Source organism: Bacteroidales bacterium (assembly GCA_017521245.1).
Lineage (GTDB): Bacteria > Bacteroidota > Bacteroidia > Bacteroidales > G3-4614 > Caccoplasma_A.
Map to the genome: position 1 here is coordinate 15,393 of JAFXDI010000007.1, position 18,389 is coordinate 33,781.

At 37.9% G+C, this 18,389-nt stretch carries 11 protein-coding genes and 1 pseudogene; 10 read left to right on the forward strand and 2 right to left on the reverse strand.

Annotated features, from left to right (window positions below; genetic code table 11):
* The first annotated feature begins 3 nt into the window (after window positions 1-3).
* Window positions 4-1,329 carry a Fe-S cluster assembly protein SufD gene (gene sufD / locus IKK64_02130; protein MBR4118860.1) on the forward strand — a complete coding sequence of 442 codons (1,326 nt, stop codon included), beginning with the start codon at window positions 4-6 and terminating at the stop codon, window positions 1,327-1,329.
* A gap of 119 nt (window positions 1,330-1,448) precedes the next feature.
* The gene (locus IKK64_02135; protein ID MBR4118861.1) at window positions 1,449-2,663 is read left to right on the forward strand and encodes a cysteine desulfurase; all 1,215 of its coding nucleotides are present in this window, start codon (window positions 1,449-1,451) and stop codon (window positions 2,661-2,663) included.
* Between the two features lie 255 nt (window positions 2,664-2,918).
* Here the strand turns inward: IKK64_02135 and IKK64_02140 are convergent, their stop codons facing one another.
* Both IKK64_02140 and IKK64_02145 read right to left on the reverse strand, forming a co-directional pair.
* Window positions 2,919-3,707, reverse strand: a complete 789-nt coding sequence (locus tag IKK64_02140) for a hypothetical protein (protein ID MBR4118862.1) — start codon at window positions 3,705-3,707, stop codon at window positions 2,919-2,921.
* Between the two features lie 103 nt (window positions 3,708-3,810).
* Entirely contained in the window at window positions 3,811-6,399 is a 2,589-nt protein-coding gene (locus tag IKK64_02145) for a hypothetical protein (protein ID MBR4118863.1), read from the reverse strand.
* Window positions 6,400-6,561: 162 nt separating this feature from the next.
* Here IKK64_02145 and IKK64_02150 point away from each other — a divergent pair, with 162 nt between their 5' ends.
* From IKK64_02150 to IKK64_02185, 8 genes and pseudogenes are all read left to right on the forward strand, one after another.
* A complete protein-coding gene (locus IKK64_02150; protein MBR4118864.1) occupies window positions 6,562-8,424 on the forward strand; it encodes a hypothetical protein in 1,863 nt (620 codons plus the stop codon).
* A 275-nt stretch (window positions 8,425-8,699) separates the two neighbouring features.
* Entirely contained in the window at window positions 8,700-12,824 is a 4,125-nt protein-coding gene (locus IKK64_02155) for a CotH kinase family protein (GenBank protein MBR4118865.1), read from the forward strand.
* 141 nt (window positions 12,825-12,965) lie between these two features.
* A complete protein-coding gene (gene rplU / locus IKK64_02160; GenBank protein ID MBR4118866.1) occupies window positions 12,966-13,277 on the forward strand; it encodes a 50S ribosomal protein L21 in 312 nt (103 codons plus the stop codon).
* Between the two features lie 19 nt (window positions 13,278-13,296).
* Window positions 13,297-13,560, forward strand: coding sequence for a 50S ribosomal protein L27 (gene rpmA / locus IKK64_02165; protein ID MBR4118867.1), 264 nt, complete (start codon window positions 13,297-13,299; stop codon window positions 13,558-13,560).
* A gap of 447 nt (window positions 13,561-14,007) precedes the next feature.
* Window positions 14,008-14,505: a low molecular weight phosphotyrosine protein phosphatase gene (locus IKK64_02170; protein ID MBR4118868.1), complete on the forward strand. Its 498-nt coding sequence runs from the start codon at window positions 14,008-14,010 to the stop codon at window positions 14,503-14,505.
* 90 nt (window positions 14,506-14,595) lie between these two features.
* Entirely contained in the window at window positions 14,596-15,276 is a 681-nt protein-coding gene (locus IKK64_02175; GenBank protein ID MBR4118869.1) for a DUF4919 domain-containing protein, read from the forward strand.
* Window positions 15,277-15,410: 134 nt separating this feature from the next.
* Window positions 15,411-16,931 (forward strand): annotated as a pseudogene (lysS, locus tag IKK64_02180) (lysine--tRNA ligase).
* Between the two features lie 37 nt (window positions 16,932-16,968).
* Window positions 16,969-17,964: an NAD(P)H-dependent glycerol-3-phosphate dehydrogenase gene (locus tag IKK64_02185; GenBank protein MBR4118870.1), complete on the forward strand. Its 996-nt coding sequence runs from the start codon at window positions 16,969-16,971 to the stop codon at window positions 17,962-17,964.
* The last annotated feature ends 425 nt before the right edge of the window (window positions 17,965-18,389 follow it).

Here is an 18,389-nt window from a genome sequence, read left to right on the forward strand (position 1 = left end):
AGTATGGCAGCAACAGAACAATATAAACAATTATTGGAAGAGCATCTCCCTTTAATAAACAAGGGAGCATGCGAAGCAATGAACAATGCACGCGAGGGGGCAGTAAAAAACTTTCTCCAATATGGCATACCCTCACAAAAAGAGGAACTGTTCCGTCATATAAATATAGAAAAACTATATACACCTGATTACGGAATAAATCTTGCCAGAATATCGCAATCGGCAACAAAAGAGGTGTATCGATGTAGTGTGCCAGGGTTAAAAACTCAAACCATTTATGTAATAGGCGATATACCTCAATCATGCGAAAAAATAGGCGAGGTAGAGGTAATGAATATGGGAGCATTTGCAATCCAATATCCACAACTTGCCCAACGCTATTACAACAAGCTGGCACAAACCTCTCTTGATGGAACAGTAGCACTAAACACAGCATTGGCACAAGATGCAGTGGTGGTATATATCCCCAGCGGGGTAGTAATGCAAACACCCCTGCAAATAGTTAATATACTCAATAGCAAAACGCCGGTAATGGCCAACCGCCGACTATTGATAGTAGCAGGGGAAAACAGTGCCGCAACAATATTGGTGTGTGAGCATAACCTCTCGGAGTGCCAAACATTAGCAACACAAGTAACAGAGATATTTGCAGGAGAGAATTCACAAATAGAGTATTACGAACTTGAAGAGACAACCGCATCGTCATACAAAGTAGCAACTCTGTTTGCAGAGCAAGAGGCGAACTCAAATTTGCTTATAGCACCTATAACACTCCACAATGGAGAGACACGCACAAACTACCATGTTGAGATGGTTGCAAAAGGAGCAAACCTTAACATAACAGGGTTGTCAATATGTGACAATCAGCAAATCTCTGACGTATATACTCGAGTTCACCACAGAGCATCGCACTGCGAGAGCAATCAACTATTCAAAAATATAGTGTCAGACAGTGCAGTAGTATCAATGACAGGTAAAGTTCTGGTAGAGGAGGGAGCAGAGAAAACCATATCGCAACAATCAAATAAAAACATATCAATGTCGCAAACAGCCCATATCTACACCGAGCCACAATTAGAGATATATGCCGATGATGTAAAGTGTGGACATGGTGCAACAGTAGGACAATTAGATGAGTCGGCACTCTTCTATTTGCGTCAGCGAGGCATCCCCAAAGATGAGGCACGTATGATGCTTATGTTAGCATTTGCCGATGATATATTGCAGAGAATAAAATTAGAACCATTGCGTGACCGCTTACGTTCATTAATAGAGAATCGCCTACGCAAAGGCGATACAAAATGTTCAGGTTGCACAATGTGTAAGTAATATTAGTTTTTAGTTGTCAGCATTGCTGCCCCTATGGGGTAGTTGTTAGTTTTTAGAAAATAAATCCTAACAAATAATATAAATGCTAACAACTAATAACTAACAACTAACAACTAAAGATGGATATTGACAAAATAAGAGAAGAGTTTCCAATATTGAAGCAAGAGGTATATAAACGACCACTTGTCTATCTCGATAATGCCGCTACAACACAAAAACCAAGAGTTGTAATAGATGCAATATCAAATGCCTATTGTACCATAAATGCCAATGTGCATCGCGGAGTACACCACCTAAGTCAACTATCCACCGAAGGGCATGAAGGCGGACGCGAAAAGGTACGTCAATTCCTAAATGCCAAATCAACAAAAGAGATAATCTTTACACGCGGAACAACCGAAAGTATAAACCTTGTAGCATCATCATTCTCTGAGGCATTCTTCAATGAGAGAGATGAGGTTATAATCTCAGCAATGGAACACCACTCAAATATAGTTCCATGGCAAATGTTAGAGGGAAAAAAGGGTATAAAACTAAAAGTAATACCCATAACATCAGAGGGAGAACTTGATATGGATGCGTTCCGTTCACTCATAACCGAGCGTACAAAACTGGTATCGGTAGCCCATGTCTCAAATGTATTAGGAACAGTAAACCCCATAGAGGAGATAATCACAATAGCCCACTCACACAATGTACCCGTACTCGTTGACGGAGCACAAGGAGCACCACACATAAAGGTTGATGTACAGGCATTGGATGTAGATTTTTACGTCTTCTCAGGCCACAAAATATATGCACCCACAGGAGTAGGAGTGTTGTATGGTAAAGAGGAGTGGTTAGATAAGATGCCACCCTATCAGGGCGGAGGAGAGATGATAGGAAAGGTAACCTTTGAAAAGACCACCTATAATGAACTGCCCTTTAAGTTTGAGGCAGGAACACCCGACTATGTAGGAGTAATGGCAATGACCGCAGCCCTAAACTATGTTGAAGAGTTAGGAATAGAGAACATTGCAACACACGAAACCGAGTTGTTGCAATATACAACCGAAAAGATAAAAGCAATTGAGGGGGTAGTAATCTATGGCAACTCATCACACAAAAGCGGAGTAATATCGTTTAATGTAGAGGGTATCCACCCATACGACATAGGAATGTTATTAGACAAACAAGGAGTCGCAGTCCGCACAGGTCACCTATGTGCTCAACCCCTAATGGATATATTAGGCATACCCGGAGTAGTAAGAGTCTCATTTGCCCTATACAATACCAAAGCAGAGTGCGACAAATTTATCTCTGCCCTTCAACGAGCAATAGATATTTGTAAGTAAAACTCATTAATAGATAAACAAAACACTTTGCTTGATAGCAAAGTGTTTTGTTGTTATAATCCTATTAAAAAAGTAAATTATACATTTATTCCATTTTAGAAAATATAGTAAATTGAGCTTTATTATCCGCATACTTGATAAAAGTACTTTTTTTGCTTTAAAGAAAGATTAAACTCAATAAATCTATGTAAAAAAACTATCCCCAAAGCCTTAGGCTTTGGGGATAGTCTGTTATTTAAGATTCTCAAACTTCTTTTAGAACTTATATGAAGCACCCACAGCAAAAACAGCAAATGAGTTTTCATAAGTTTTTTTAAGAACACTGCTTATCATACCAATTTGAGCATCAACACCCCAATTGTCGGTAATGTAATAAGTTGCTCCAACATATAATGCCATAGCGGCAGCAGGTTTAGCCTTATATCCGCTCCAAGTAACATGGTCAAGGTCGTTGTACTTAAATGTGGTAGTACCATGCATATTGTTATTATTTATCTCTATTTTTTCATCAGCCTTTTTAAATCCCTTTTCATCTCGTATATTTTTGAAGAGATATGTTTTGCATCCAATACCTAAACCTAATCTTGCGTAGGTATCAAGTTTTTTAATAGGACTATAATGGAACGATACTATTGCCATAGCATTAACGTCCTCTCTTTTTATATCGGCAGTTGCTGAACCTGTATCATGTCTCCTAATTTTTCTGGTTTCACTCGTATTTACCCAACGATCTTCTCTCATATTGTAAACTCTTCCAATATGTGTTTGAGTATATTTATAATCATACTCTCCATAAATTGTACCAACAACCTTGCCTCCGTATGTATTGTTTACTGAGAAACCAACACCAATGGTAAACTTATCGGCTATCTTTGCAACACCCCACTCCATATTAACGTGTTGATCAAAAGTTGCACCAGTATGTCTTACTTTTCCAACACCAATGGTAAGATCTACCTTTTTATCTCCAACACCAAAAACTCCTTGAGCACTAACTCCCATTGTAAAAACAAATAGGAGAGATAGAATTAAAAACCTCTTCATTTCTTTATCAACTATTTATAAGTAAAAACAACTAAATTTTAATGATGCAAAGGTAGTAGTTTTTTTCGATTCATTAACAATTTTTGAGTAGATAAATTATCCCTTATCTTGCTTTCATCCCGTATTTAATAGTGAACATAAGAATAATACCATTAATATTCATTCCGCTCTTTCCGTTACCATAAACCGATACCCTAAAATATTTATATGCAGGAGAAAATACAGGTATTCTTACTCCATCAACAAAAGAGTTCTTTAACGAGTAACTCGCTATTGGTAAAAAATCCCTGTCGGGTAAATTAGAGCCAAGAATAGTGACATAAACGCTATCTTCAATAAAATCCAATTCACCTTTAATAAAAACCTCTTTAAGTTGTTTAAACCTAAAATTATCAATCCCCTTAATTGCCCGAGTGGTTACAATGAAAGGTAAACTTTCATTCATTATCTCTCTTGAGAGATTATATAAACTACCTGTTGAGTCACAAACATAGAGGTCGGGATATATATTTAAGAATAAGAGCAAAGGAGTGTTTGTAAACTCTATTCTACTCCAGCCTGTGCCATTTAATGAGAAAGAGTAAAGATACTCTTTACCACTATTTAAAAACAGAAGTTCGTTGTTGCTATAATTAAACTTGATATGAGAGTTTTTTATATACTCCTTAAAATTGTCAACACACGTCTGATCCGATTTAATAGTAACCTCATTACCCTCAACCTCTATTGGTGCGATAATATCGGAACGCTCCAGACCAAACGATGAGAGTTGCGTTACACTGCTACCTGATAGGAGCATCAATCCTTTGTCTGCTAAAAATACAATAGCGTTATCGGTGCTGGCAATACCTTTATTTGAGATAGCAATATCTCTGCTAACAGGGAGCAGTGTCTGATAAACAACCTCTTCGGAACCCTGTTGCAGAGTCCAAATACCATCCGAAGTAAAAATATATAGAGGAAACTCACCATATCTGCCTTGCGACAATTCGGCGGTAACAGCTGAAATATTCAGTATCTCTCCGTTAGATACACTATAACTCAACTCCTGAGGAAAGTAGAAAGGATTTTCGTGATTTGAAACCCTCAAAAGGTTTGGGAACGAGTCGTAATCCCTTTGCTTTAGTGAGGGAATGTCGCCATTATACTCATCAAGTTCAATGCCGTTAAATTGCGAACTGATATAATATGCCATATTCTCAACCTTTGAACTTTTTAAAGGGAATAACTTATAACGTATTGTTCCATCGCTATATTTAATCCATATCTCCATTGAATAGGCTCTGCTGTCGGGATATGAAATGTAGGGAGACATATATCCCTCTTTATGAATAGGCAAATCCATCTCAACATATTTTATTCCGCTATCGTCATTGATGCTGACTTTTATGTGGCAACTCACTGCACCGCTGAAACTGCACTCCGAAATCTTTTTGTTAAACTCGTTTTGCGATACAATAAAATTTGAGAGATTAAACACCTTAGGTAAGTATCTGCGAACATTCCCAAAGTGTAGTCTCGAGTTATAAAGGAGCGACACATTGCCAAAAATATCGTAGTGCGAATAGTTGTCTATGGGGAGGGAGTCTTGCGAAGGCAAATTCTCAAACTTATAAGGGATATAAAGTTTCTCCTTAAAGGTATCACTATTCCTAAGCTCCTCTAATTTAAATGAAGCAATTTTATAAAAAAGAGTCTCGTCGTTAATCTTCTCCCTAAACTCAATATCTGAAAGAGTGGGGTATTCAATATCAACAAAAATTTCCTCCTCGCTTTCTCCTTGATGTTCATTTTTATAACTAACCAAATCAAAATTCTCAGAGGCAACAGATATAGGTCTGGATATAAAAATATCAACACTGCTGATAATATTGTCCCACTTTGCCGAAGGAATCTCGTAAGCATTAAAAAATAGATTGTAGCACTTGTAATTGGTCCCTATGTAGTTAATTGAGTATTTATCATTTTCGTTCTTTAATATTTTGATAGTGTTAGTATAACCTTTCCTGATATCATCGGTTGGCATCATAAGGATAGGAGCAGATGGTTTAATATAAGACCCATCATAAAGCTTTAGAGCATACCTTACCAAAAAGGGAGAATTTAATGTACCGTTGTTCTCTTTTATCGCAATAACTTGTTTGTAAAACCTCTCAGCAATAAAGGTATAGTTCTTCTCTTTATTTATACTTTCAGTGTGCTTGTGGGGTAGATTGGCAGGGTCTGCAATAGTTTTAGCCACATGCGAAAGTTCAAGATTAAACGATAGGGTAGGTGATTCAATTGTTCCAATATGAGAGTATCTATTATCGCCAAAAACCGAAAACTGATTACCTCCTTCGCAAACCAAAATAAGAATATTACCAACACTCTCAAACGAAGATACATTTTTAATCTCTGCAATAATCTCTCCAACCTTCACACTTTGGTTATTCACAATATTAGCCTCCCACCTAACGGTGCTTCCGTCATACGAAATAAGATGAGCATAGTTGTTGTTACAGTGAATATATTTACAAATTCTCCCTTCACTATTACCATCTAACACCTTTTCGGGTTTGCCACACACATTCCATACACCACAATCGTTACGCATATTCACAATATCGCAACACTCACCATCGTTGCAAATATCTGCAACACTACTATTTGAGATACCCAGAAGGGGAATCTCTTTTGATAACTTTTCCATAAAAATAAACAATTAAAATTTTAAGCAAAAATATTAAGAGGAGTCAGCCATTGAATGGTAAAATTATCTGAATAGAGTAGGTGTAAAAGTATAAATTTACCACCCGGACAAAAGATATAAAAGGTTTATTTGCAAAGTAAAAAACTAAATAAAAATATAACCATGAAAAAGAGAAACAGAGTCGATTACCGACACTTTAACAACCAAACGCTATTGCCCCAAACAGACAAAGCGGAGAAGAAAAGGTTCAAAGATGTGACCTTTAAAGAGGATAAAGAGATCCTTCAAATGGCGTATAGGGCTTGGGATGAACTTCAAGAGCATCGCAAAAACCGAGAACGAAATCGCAACTACACCTTTGGTCGTCAGTGGAACGATCCTATAACCCTCTCCGATGGGCGTACTATAACCGAAGAGGAGTATCTAAAGGAACAAGGCAAAGTACCACTTAAAAACAATCTGATACGTCAGTTGGTAAAAAATATAGTGGGGCAGTTCCGCTCAATGCGAACGCAGCCAATATGTGTTGCACGTGACCGAAACGAACAACCCTTAGGCGAGATATTAAGTAGTGCGGTAGAGTATGTACACCAACACAATAGAGTGTGGGAGTTAGATGGCAGAACACTCGAAGAGTTTGTGATATCGGGAAGTTGTGCTCACAAAATTATTCATGCTACACGTAACGGAAAAACCGATGTATGGGTTGATCAAATCTCACCCTCGCGTCTATTCTTTAACCGGATGAATGACATACGTCATTTAGATTGTAATCTAATAGGCGAGTTGCACGATATGCCAATTGCCGACCTTGTCTCGCGTTATGCAAAAGGTAACAGACAACGAGCCATTGCACTACGTCAAATATATAGCGATGTTAGGGATGTTCATTTTGAACAACGCTATCCAACACTCTCAAACGAGCCAACCGACAATATTGATTTCTATACCCCCTCAGAGAACAATATGTGTAGGGTAATAGAGGTGTGGCATAATGAGAGCAGAGAGATGTTGCGTTGCCACGATACCCTTGATGGAACAATATATAAAGCAGAGGTGTCAGCAATAGAGGAGATAGAGGCTGAGAACTCTCGCCGTATAAAAGAGGCACAAGAGCAAGGCGTGGATAAGGAGCAAGTGCCACTGATAAAAACAGAGTGGTTTATCGATAAGGTATGGTACTTCCGTCACCTTTCACCACTTGGGCATATACTTGATGAGGGCGAAACTCCCTATTGGCATGAGTCGCATCCCTATACAATTAAACTCTATCCGTTAGTAGATGGCGAAGTACACTCGTTGGTAGAGGATGTAATTGACCAACAACGCTATATAAACCGAATGATAACTATGCTTGATTTCATAATGGGATCGAGTGCAAAAGGAGTATTGCTCTTTCCCGAAGATGCACTTCCTGATGGAATGACAGTGGAGGATTTAGCCGATGAGTGGACACGTTATAACGGTATAATAAGATACCGACCACGACCGGGAATACCCTCTCCGCAACAGATAACAGTTAATGGAACAAACGTAGGAGCATACGATATGTTGTCACTTCAAATGAAAATGTTCGAAAACATTTCGGGAGTGCATGGGGCAATACAGGGTAAGGCTGCACCATCGGGAACACCTTACGCACTATATGTGCAGCAGATGCAAAACTCATCGCTTAATCTTGTAGATTTGTTTGAGAGTTTCAAATGTTTCCGTACCGATCGTGATACCAAACTGGTAAAAACCATACAGCAATATTACGATATGGAACGATACAAAAAAATAGTAGGAGAAGATAATCTTGAAACACTCAACAATGTAGATGAAGAGCAAGTAAAAAATGTGGAGTTTGATATAAACATAACCGAATCTGTATCATCGCCTGTATATCGCATAGCCTCAAACGAATTTTTATTAGACCTATTTAAAATGGGACAAATCGATTTGAAGATGTTACTTGAAAATGGCTCGTTTCCGTTTGCGGATAAGTTATTGCAAAGTTTAAATATTATGAATAATAACGAGTAATGAGAAATTAGTAGAGAGAAGAATTAATTCTTCTCTCTGATTAAAAAAATAAAGAGGATAATGCGCAGTAAATCAGTTATTTACCCCCCCCCCATTATAAAGCTATTGGAATTGTAAAAATAATTTCATATATTTGTCAAAAACAACAAATATAGTCTGCACTCGCTATGATAAATATTCAAGTAAACTTGATATTTCTTGCTCGTTTGTTTCTATATTTGAAAATAAGAATTGCACCTATATTGAGAATAATAACCATAAAAAACAGAACCGCTATGAAGAGAATATTACTATTTGCTTTAATGTCATTAATGTCATTATTAAGCAACCAAGAATTGTTTTCTCAAGAGGTTGCCCCAAGAACAATTTCGGTATCTGAAAACGATCCTTCGTTGGGAAACGCGTTTATTGGCCTCATAGAGATTAACGAGGTTACAAACCAGACAGGAGCAGTAACCGTAAGAGCGCAATCATATAGTAATTGCAGGTTTGTAAATTGGACTCTAAACGGAGAGGTAGTATCAACCGAAACTTCGTATGTTGATACAACCGAAGGAGATAAACACTATGTTGCAAACTTTGAGGAGCTCCCAAAATATGGAATTAGTATAATCTCAAACAATCCTGCAATGGGAAGCGTAATAGAGATTAACCGAGATTTATATGAAGGTGAAAAGATAACACTCTTGGCTTTTCCTAACGAAGGTTACGAATTTGTAAATTGGACAGTAGATGGCAAGGTGGTTAGTATCAACCCTGAGTATAGTATAACTATACAATCAGAAGTTGAGTATGTTGCAAACTTTCAAGTACCCCTTAAAAAGTTGGAACTCGTATCTTGTCAAATAAAACTTCCGGCATCAAGTAGCAGCTCAGGTAGAGTTGTTGATGGCACAAAAATAATTGACGGACTTTATCATACCAATGTCTATATAAACCAAGGAGTAACTTCAGGATCAACAGTTACGGTTGAATTGGCAAAGGAGTCTGTAATCGAGAACATTAGGCTCTATTTCGGAAGTGAAGGACTTCCTTCAGAGGCAAAGATTCAGGTATCAACAGATAATAAGCATTGGTACGATCTTAAGGGAACTTACATCAAAAAAGGAGAGGCCAAATATCATCAACATAGTTCAAGATATTTGATTACTAAAAACACGTTAGTTCCTGTTGTTGCAAAATATGTAAGAATATTAACTACTTCAGCTTCGGTATATTTTGGTTATAGCTTAGATATGTGGGAGTTTGAGGTGTATGAGTACCCTGTGGATATAGCACCCCGCACAATTACTACCGCAGTAAATGATGCATCAATGGGAACAGCGTATGTTGGAACAGAGGGGACAACAGAGGTAACCTCTCAAACCGAGCCACTTGTATTGGTGGCAACCCCAACCGATCCCTCTTATAAGTTTGTAAATTGGACAGTAAACGGCGAGGTTGTATCAACCGATGCACACTTCTATGACGTAACCGAAGGTGATAAAGAGTATATTGCAAACTTTACACGCTCAAAAATATTTCAAGTAAACGCCTCTTCCGCTAATCCAAAACAAGGGTCGGTAACAGCAACACAAACAGGTAGAGTTTATGAAGACCAAGAGGTGTTGTTTACTGCAAAACCGGGAGGTGGATGCAAATTTGTAAATTGGACAGTAAACGGCGAGGTTGTATCAACCTCCACATCATACGAGATTGCAATTACAGAAGATGTTGATTTGGTTGCCAACTTTACCGACAACTATAAGCAACTCACAACCGTTCCAACAATATATATCAACACCGAAAACGGATTTGGAGTAACCAGCAAAGAAGATTATGTAAACGCATACGTAACAGTTCGAGGAGCAGAAAATGAAGAGGATAATATAACAGAGGTTCTCACCGAGATAAAAGGACGCGGAAACTCAACATGGGGAATGGCAAAGAAACCCTACCGCTTGAAATTTGATGAAAAAATCAAATTCTTGGGTAACGAAGCCAAAGAGAAAAACTGGGTATTGTTAGCCAACTATGCCGATAAAACACTAATGCGTAATGCCCTTGCATTAGAGACCGCACGAAATATGATGAACTTTGGTTTTACTCCATCGGTAACATTTGTTGATGTAGTTTTGAATGGAGAGAATTTGGGAAGTTATATGCTAACCGACCAAGTAGAGGTTAAACCTAAACGAGTACCCGTAACCGAGCAAGAGACCACAACCACAATGAGTGATGCAGAAATAACAGGCGGATACCTAATTGAAGTTGACGGCTTTGCCGATAGTGAAATCTCATGGTTCCAAACTTCACAAGGCATGAAGGTAACAATCAAATACCCCAAAGATGATGAGATAAACTCAGACCAATATACCTATATCTCAAACTACACCCAAAGTATGGAGAATGCACTGTTCAGCACCAACTTTACCGATGCAGAGTTGGGATGGCGAAAATACATAGATGAAGCCTCAATGGTAGATTGGTATATAGCATGTGAGTTGTTCGGAAACTCAGACGCATGGTGGAGTACCTATATGTATAAAGAGCGAGATGACGTCTTTAAATTTGGACCACTATGGGACTTTGATATAGCCTTCAACAACGATGATCGTTTGGGTGATGCAACAACCCTTATGATGCGAACAAATGCACACGAACCCAAAACGTGGATTTCTCGTTGGTGGCAAGATGCAGGCTTTGTATCGGCAGTAAAAGCACGTTGGGAAGAGTTGCGAAAAGCAGGAGTAAAAGAGTTTATGATAAACTATATAAACAACACAGAAGAGTATCTGCAAACATCACAACAAAATAACTTCAATGTATGGAAAATACTAAATACAAAAGTATATCGCGAACTTGAAGCACGAGGCTCGTATGAGGCAGAGGTTGATTTCTTGAGAAATTATGTAACCTCTCGTATAGCATACCTTGATGAACAATTTGGGTTGCATGAATTAAACTTTTCGGTAACTGCAATATCGACAGATGAAACAAAGGGAACAGCAACAGTCTCTTTAACATCAGTCGCCGAAGGAGATAGCGTAACCATAACAGCAACACCCAAAGATGGGTATCGATTTGCAAATTGGACACTAAATGGTAAGCTGTTGTCTGTTCAGAACCCATATACAACACTTGTAACCTCAAACTCAAACTATATAGCCAACTTCGTAAAATCAGATGAAATGATATACGGAGCATCGTTACAAGGGAAGGCGTTTGGTATTCCTGCTTCTCAACTTGGATTTAACGACCAAACCCCATTCTCAATAACATTCTGGATATATTTCAAAGAGTTTAATCATGAGGACGGCGGTACTCAACTATTGAATATACGTACCCCTGAAGATGGATGGCCTGCAAGTGATTGGGGTTATATGTGGAGTACTATTGCGAAGGAAGGAAGTATAACAGATTACGGAGATAGATTAAAAGAGGGTAATTTAAGTTTAAGTTGTCGAACAAATTCATCAGCAGGAGAAGTTCTTACCCCTCCAAGTTATGTTAAGTTAGAGCCACAAAAATGGTATCATATTGCGGTGGTTTTAGGATATAAAGCAAATAGAATAATTGAACTATATGTAAATGGAAAATTGATGGCTTCTGAAGATGTGTATTATGGCCTGTATTCATGGAGATCATCAAATGTAATTATGGTTGGTGGGCCTGCCTTTGCCAGAGCAGCAATAGACGGAACAATTGATGACGTTCGCCTCTATAAAAAAGCAATTACTGCCGATGAAGTAAAAGCAGCAATGCAGCACCAAAACGATGTAACGGATGAAGCGCTTATCGGATATTGGGATTTTGAAATTAATAAAATTGAAACTAATAAACTTTATAGCGTTGGATCAAATAAAAACCTTATAGCATGTATGTACGATGTGCAAATGATAACAGAGGGAACAAATGAATATATATCAAAACCATTCGTATTTACAGAGGGTTATTTAGGAGAAGAGTATGATCTATATGTAACAGCAACCCCTTCAGACAAAGAAAAAGGAACAACTGAAATCTCGGCAAACAAGGTAAATTCAGGTGAAGAGGTAACCCTTACAGCAACACCAGCCGAAGGATATGAGTTCCTGAATTGGACAGTAGGAGGAGCAGAGGTTTCACATAAGAATCCATATACGGCAACCATTACCGAACATACCGACTATGTAGCCAACTTTAGCGAGGCATCAGGAGTTATTTCAACAGAGGAAGCACAAACAATAAAGGTTGCAGTAATTGATAGAGAAATAAAACTCTTTGGAACAACAGCAGGCGAAGAGATAACACTCTTTACAACGAGTGGAGTAGTAGTGGCAAGCGCAATAGCAGAAGATAGTGTAACCACAATCCCTACAAACGCAACAGGAGTTATAGTAGTAAAAGTAGGAGAGCGGGTTTTGAAAGTGGTAAAATAGTTTTTTAATTTTACAACAAATTTTGCAAGTTTAAAATAAAGTTATTATCTTTGCACCCGCTATTCCGCGACAGGTTTGGTAAGCAACCCCAACGAGTGGAGTTCACCTGCCGGAGGTACCAGTTAAAAAAATAATAACTAAATGTACGCAATTGTAGAAATTCAAGGACAACAATTCCGTGCCGAAGCAGGCAAAAAATTGTATGTTCACCGCTTGAACGCAGACAAAGGTTCAGCAGTAGAATTTGAGAAAGTGTTGTTGATTGACAACGACGGAGAGGTAAAGATTGGCGCACCAGCTATTGAAGGCGCAAAAGTAGTTTGCGAGGTATTAGACCACCTAAAAGGCGAGCGCATAATCGTGTTCAAAAAGAAACGCAGAAAAGGATACCGTAAACGTAACGGTCATCGTCAATGTTTCTCACAAGTGTTAATTAAAGAAATTGTTGCCTAACTATTAAAATTATAAGAAGATGGCTCATAAGAAAGGTGTCGGTAGTTCAAAGAACGGTCGTGAATCAGAAAGCAAACGACTTGGAGTAAAAGTATTTGGTGGACAATTCGCCAAAGCAGGCAATATAATCGTACGTCAAAGAGGAACAGTTCATCACGCAGGTGAGAACGTAGGAATGGGAAAAGATCACACTCTTTTCGCTCTAATTGACGGACAAGTAACTTTTGTACGTAAAAAAGAGAATCGCTCATACGTATCAGTTCTTCCAGTAGAGAAAAACTAATAAGTTACTTAAGTAACGATAATTAACTCATAAAGCAACTGCTCAAGTTTTGAACAGTTGCTTTTTTATTCAAAAAACTTTACCTTTGTAAAAGGAGAAAAAATAAGAATAGATAAAATCTTTTCTTAATAGTAGAATGGAGTTTTATTTTTTTATTGATAAGCTTATTGAAAGATATATTAATGATTCTTTTTTCGATAGTAGCATGTGTTGCTGTAATAGTTTTATCAATATGGGTTATTAAATCTATTATTAATAGTGCAGCAACAATCCTACTTGGCAAGGGATAATTTTTAGTGCGATGATCGGATTGCTCCCATTATCCTTGTTTTTTGTTGGATGGGAGAAGAACGTTCTAATGAATAAGAGTAAGAGCTTAAAAAACTAAAGAGTCTAAATAAGCTTGCATGATAATCAGAAGTAAAATATCATAAACCCAAAACCAAAATGAATAGTACAACCCCAATAAATAAAAAATCGTTATTGTTTGTATGTTTAGGTAATATATGTCGCTCTCCTGCGGCAGATGCAATAATGCACAAAATAGTAAAAGATGCGGGAGAGGAGGATTATTTCTTAATTGATTCGGCTGGAACATACGGAGGCCATGCAGGCTCGTTGCCTGATCCTCGAATGAGAGCGCATGGAGCAAGACGTGGGTATGTTTTTGACCACCATTCACGTAGAGTAACAGCAGATGACTTTGATCGCTTTGACTATATATTTGCTATGGATGATGCAAACTATGATGACTTACGCCGTTTAGCACCCACCATTGATGGGCGTGACAAGGTGTTGCGTATTGCCGATTTCTTTGAACATTACCAGATGGATTGCGTTCCAGATCCCTATTATGGTGGAGCGGATGGATTTGAGAATGTTCTCAACCTGCTTGAGGATGCTTGCGAGGCAATATATAAAAAGATAAAAGGTGGAGAGTTGTAATTGATAAACAAAAAGATTCTTTAATATTGCAATTTCTTGTTTTGAACTGCCCCTAAAAATTATTAACTTTGGCACAAAATAGCCAAGTAGATGAAACACCTATATATATTAATAATGTTGCTTCTTCCTTTTGCGATGTTTGCTCAAGAGGATGGAGATACATATACAGTTCCTGATTTTGCGGAGATAGAGCAAGATGTAAATAATCCCTCATCGCACTACTACTATCCAAAACTTTTTACTCGATTTTGTGACGGAGATACCACATTAACCCCCACCGAGTGGGAGAGGCTGTATTATGGCTACTCATATCAAGAGGATTACGATCCCTATCGCGATGTAAAATACAACAGAGAGAAGGCAACAGACTTGTATCGTAAAAGTAATCACACACCAGAGGAGTTGGATAAGATAATACATAACGCAATGACCGTACTGTCGGATTACCCCTTTGAATTACGTCAAATGAAATTGTTGTCGTATGCCTATACTCAAAAGGGAGAGCGTGAGAATGCTGCAATATGGGAACATAAGTTGCGACAACTATTAGGAGTGATAATATCATCGGGCGATGGACTCTCTCCTGAGTCGGCATGGTATGTAATATCATCAATTCATCCTTACGATGTAATATACTGTTTTGGCCTTACCCCTCGTGACTACACCTTTGTTGAACCTATGTACGATTTCATAGAGGTTGAAAACGGAATAACTGAAGGATACTATTTTAATGTCAGTAGAATAATAGTAGAGCATTTCAGAAAACAATAATTTGCTCAAAAATCAATCTTTTTTGCTCAATAAATATGAATATTGTAATAAAATTTATACTTTTGGGGTAAAATTGGTTTAGTCCGACTTTGTTCGAACTCAAAAACCTTGTAAAAACGAAATAAAATACAAAAATGGATATATCAGAATTAAGTGAGCAGGAGATAGTTCGACGCAATTCGCTCGAGCAAATTAAAGCAATGGGAATAGAACCCTATCCCGCAGCAGAATATAAAGTTGATGGATACGCAACAGAGATAAAAGAGAACTTCTCAGATGATGCTCCTGTAAGACAAGTGTCGGTAGCAGGACGTATTATGAGTCGCCGTATAATGGGAAAAGCATCGTTCATGGAGTTGAAAGACTCAACAGGCAGAATACAAGTATATGTATCACGCGATGAAATATGCCCCGATGAAAACAAAGATCTTTATAACATACTATTCAAGAAATTATTAGATATAGGCGACTTTATCGGAATAACAGGATACGTGTTCCGTACACAAATGGGAGAGATAACAATACATGCACAATCGTTAACATTGTTGTCAAAATCGTTGCGTCCATTACCAATAGTAAAAATGAAAGATGGTGTTGCGTACGATGCCTTTGATGATCCCGAGCAACGTTTCCGTCAACGCTATGTCGATTTAGTAGTAAACGAAGGAGTAAAAGATATATTCGTAAAACGTAATAAAGTATATACCTCAATGCGTGAGTACTTCAACGCACAAGGATATATGGAGGTTGAAACTCCGGTATTACAATCAATACCCGGAGGAGCAGCCGCACGTCCCTTTATCACTCACCACAATGCATTAGATATACCTTTGTATCTGCGTATAGCAAACGAGTTGTATCTAAAACGCTTGATAGTGGGAGGTTTTGAGGGAGTGTATGAGTTCTCAAAGAACTTCCGCAACGAAGGAATGGACCGTACACACAACCCAGAGTTTACATGTATGGAGATATATGTCTCATACAAAGACTATAACTGGATGATGGAGTTTACCGAGAAGATGCTTGAAAAAATAGCACTCGATGTAAACGGAACAACCGATGTAAAAGTAGGAGACAACATAATAAGTTTCAAAGCACCATTCAAACGAGTAACCATGACTGAGGCAATAAAAGAGTTTACAGGAGTGGATATAACAGGAATGGATGAAGACGCATTACGTGAAGTGTGTAAACAACTACACATTGAAACAGATGCCTCTATGGGAAAAGGAAAACTTATTGATGAGATATTCGGTGAGAAATGCGAAGGTAACTACATACAACCAACCTTCATAACCGACTATCCAATAGAGATGTCGCCTCTAACAAAACGTCACCGCAGCAATCCTGAGTTAACCGAACGCTTTGAGTTGATGGTAAACGGAAAAGAGTTGTGTAACGCATACTCTGAGTTGAACGATCCTATTGATCAACGCTATCGTTTTGAGGAGCAGTTGCGATTATCAGAAAAAGGTGATGATGAGGCAATGTTTATCGATGCCGACTTCTTACGTGCTCTTGAATACGGAATGCCTCCCACATCAGGAATGGGAATAGGAATGGACCGTTTGGTAATGCTGATGACAGGACAAACCACAATACAAGAGGTGTTGTTCTTCCCTCAAATGCGTCCCGAGAAGAGAGTAAAGAAAGAAGAGACAGCAGAAGAGTAAATAACAAAACAGTAATATAATGGAGTTACCAGGCAAAGTAGCCATAATCGGAGGCGGAACGTGGGCAACAGCAATCGCAAAATTGGTGCTGACAAACGTTGAAGAGATAAATTGGTATATGCGACGCAAAGATCGTATAGCCGACTTCAAACGTTTGGGACGTAATCCGGTTTATCTGTCGAGTGTAAAATTCGACATAAACCGAATAAACTTTACCAGCAACCTAAACGAGGTAATAAAAAAATCAGACACACTGATATTTGTAACCCCGTCGCCCTTTATAAAAACACACCTCAAAAAGTTGAGGACATCACTTAATGGTAAGTTTATAGTATCGGCCATTAAAGGAATAGTTCCCGATGAAAATATGATAGTAACCGACTATCTAAAAGAGGTATATAAAGTAGAAGAGGAGAACCTTGCCGTAGTAGCAGGTCCATGCCATGCTGAGGAGGTAGCATTAGAAAGATTGTCGTATCTGACAGTAGGTTGTTCAAACTTGGAAAAAGCAGGTGCAATAGCAAAACTCCTAAGCAATCGTTTCTTGATAGCAAAAACCTCAACCGACGTTGTGGGAATAGAATATGCCGCAGTGCTTAAAAATGTATATGCCGTAGCCGCAGGAATCTGTCATGGGCTAAAACTTGGAGATAACTTTAAGGCAGTGTTAATGTCGAGTGCGATACGTGAAGTCAAACGTTTTATTGATGCAGTAAAACCTATGTCTGAACGAGAAATCTGCAAATCGGTATATTTGGGAGACCTTCTGGTAACAGGATATTCGCATTTCAGTCGAAACCATACCTTTGGAACAATGATAGGAAAAGGCTATTCGGTAAAGACGGCACAAATAGAGATGGAGATGATAGCCGAAGGATATTACGGAACAAAATGTATGCACGAAATAAACGAACGCTACAACGTAAATATGCCAATCCTTGAAGCCGTATATAATATTTTATATAATAGATTGCCTGTCTATTCGGTAATAAACCAACTAACACAAGAGATATAAAACTCTAAGAAATAAAAATTGAATAGGGAGGGCGTCAAAGATAAGAAAAAGATGCTCTCCCTATTTACTGAACAAAACAGCATAAAAAAAGTTCAAAAAAAACAAAAATAAAAAACGTACTTTAATGCATTGAAAAACAATAGAATAAGTAAAGATTAAAAAAACAAGCGTAAATTTTTTTGAAAAATTCTTACTAAAAAATTTGGTAGATTAAAAAATGTGCTGTACTTTTGTATCCGCTTTCGGAATAAAACCGAGGGCAACAAAAAAAAGAGATCATTGAATATTTGAAAAAGACAAAGTAGTACGAGACGAGTAAAAAACGTCAACGTCAATAACTTTTAGACGAGTTTAAATTGAGCATCGGATCAGGTTATTTACAGTAAAAAATAAATAACAAAACATAATTACAACGAAGAGTTTGA

Bases quoted from the DNA above. Each gene is read 5' to 3' on its own strand.
- IKK64_02185 (MBR4118870.1), top strand. From the start codon at position 16,969: ATGGAGTTACCAGGCAAAGTAGCCATAATCGGAGGCGGAACGTGGGCA.
- sufD (MBR4118860.1), top strand. From the start codon at position 4: ATGGCAGCAACAGAACAATATAAACAATTATTGGAAGAGCATCTCCCT.
- IKK64_02140 (MBR4118862.1), bottom strand. From the start codon at position 3,707: ATGAAGAGGTTTTTAATTCTATCTCTCCTATTTGTTTTTACAATGGGA.
- IKK64_02135 (MBR4118861.1), top strand. From the start codon at position 1,449: ATGGATATTGACAAAATAAGAGAAGAGTTTCCAATATTGAAGCAAGAG.
- IKK64_02150 (MBR4118864.1), top strand. From the start codon at position 6,562: ATGAAAAAGAGAAACAGAGTCGATTACCGACACTTTAACAACCAAACG.
- IKK64_02145 (MBR4118863.1), bottom strand. From the start codon at position 6,399: ATGGAAAAGTTATCAAAAGAGATTCCCCTTCTGGGTATCTCAAATAGT.
- IKK64_02155 (MBR4118865.1), top strand. From the start codon at position 8,700: ATGAAGAGAATATTACTATTTGCTTTAATGTCATTAATGTCATTATTA.
- IKK64_02170 (MBR4118868.1), top strand. From the start codon at position 14,008: ATGAATAGTACAACCCCAATAAATAAAAAATCGTTATTGTTTGTATGT.
- rpmA (MBR4118867.1), top strand. From the start codon at position 13,297: ATGGCTCATAAGAAAGGTGTCGGTAGTTCAAAGAACGGTCGTGAATCA.
- IKK64_02175 (MBR4118869.1), top strand. From the start codon at position 14,596: ATGAAACACCTATATATATTAATAATGTTGCTTCTTCCTTTTGCGATG.
- rplU (MBR4118866.1), top strand. From the start codon at position 12,966: ATGTACGCAATTGTAGAAATTCAAGGACAACAATTCCGTGCCGAAGCA.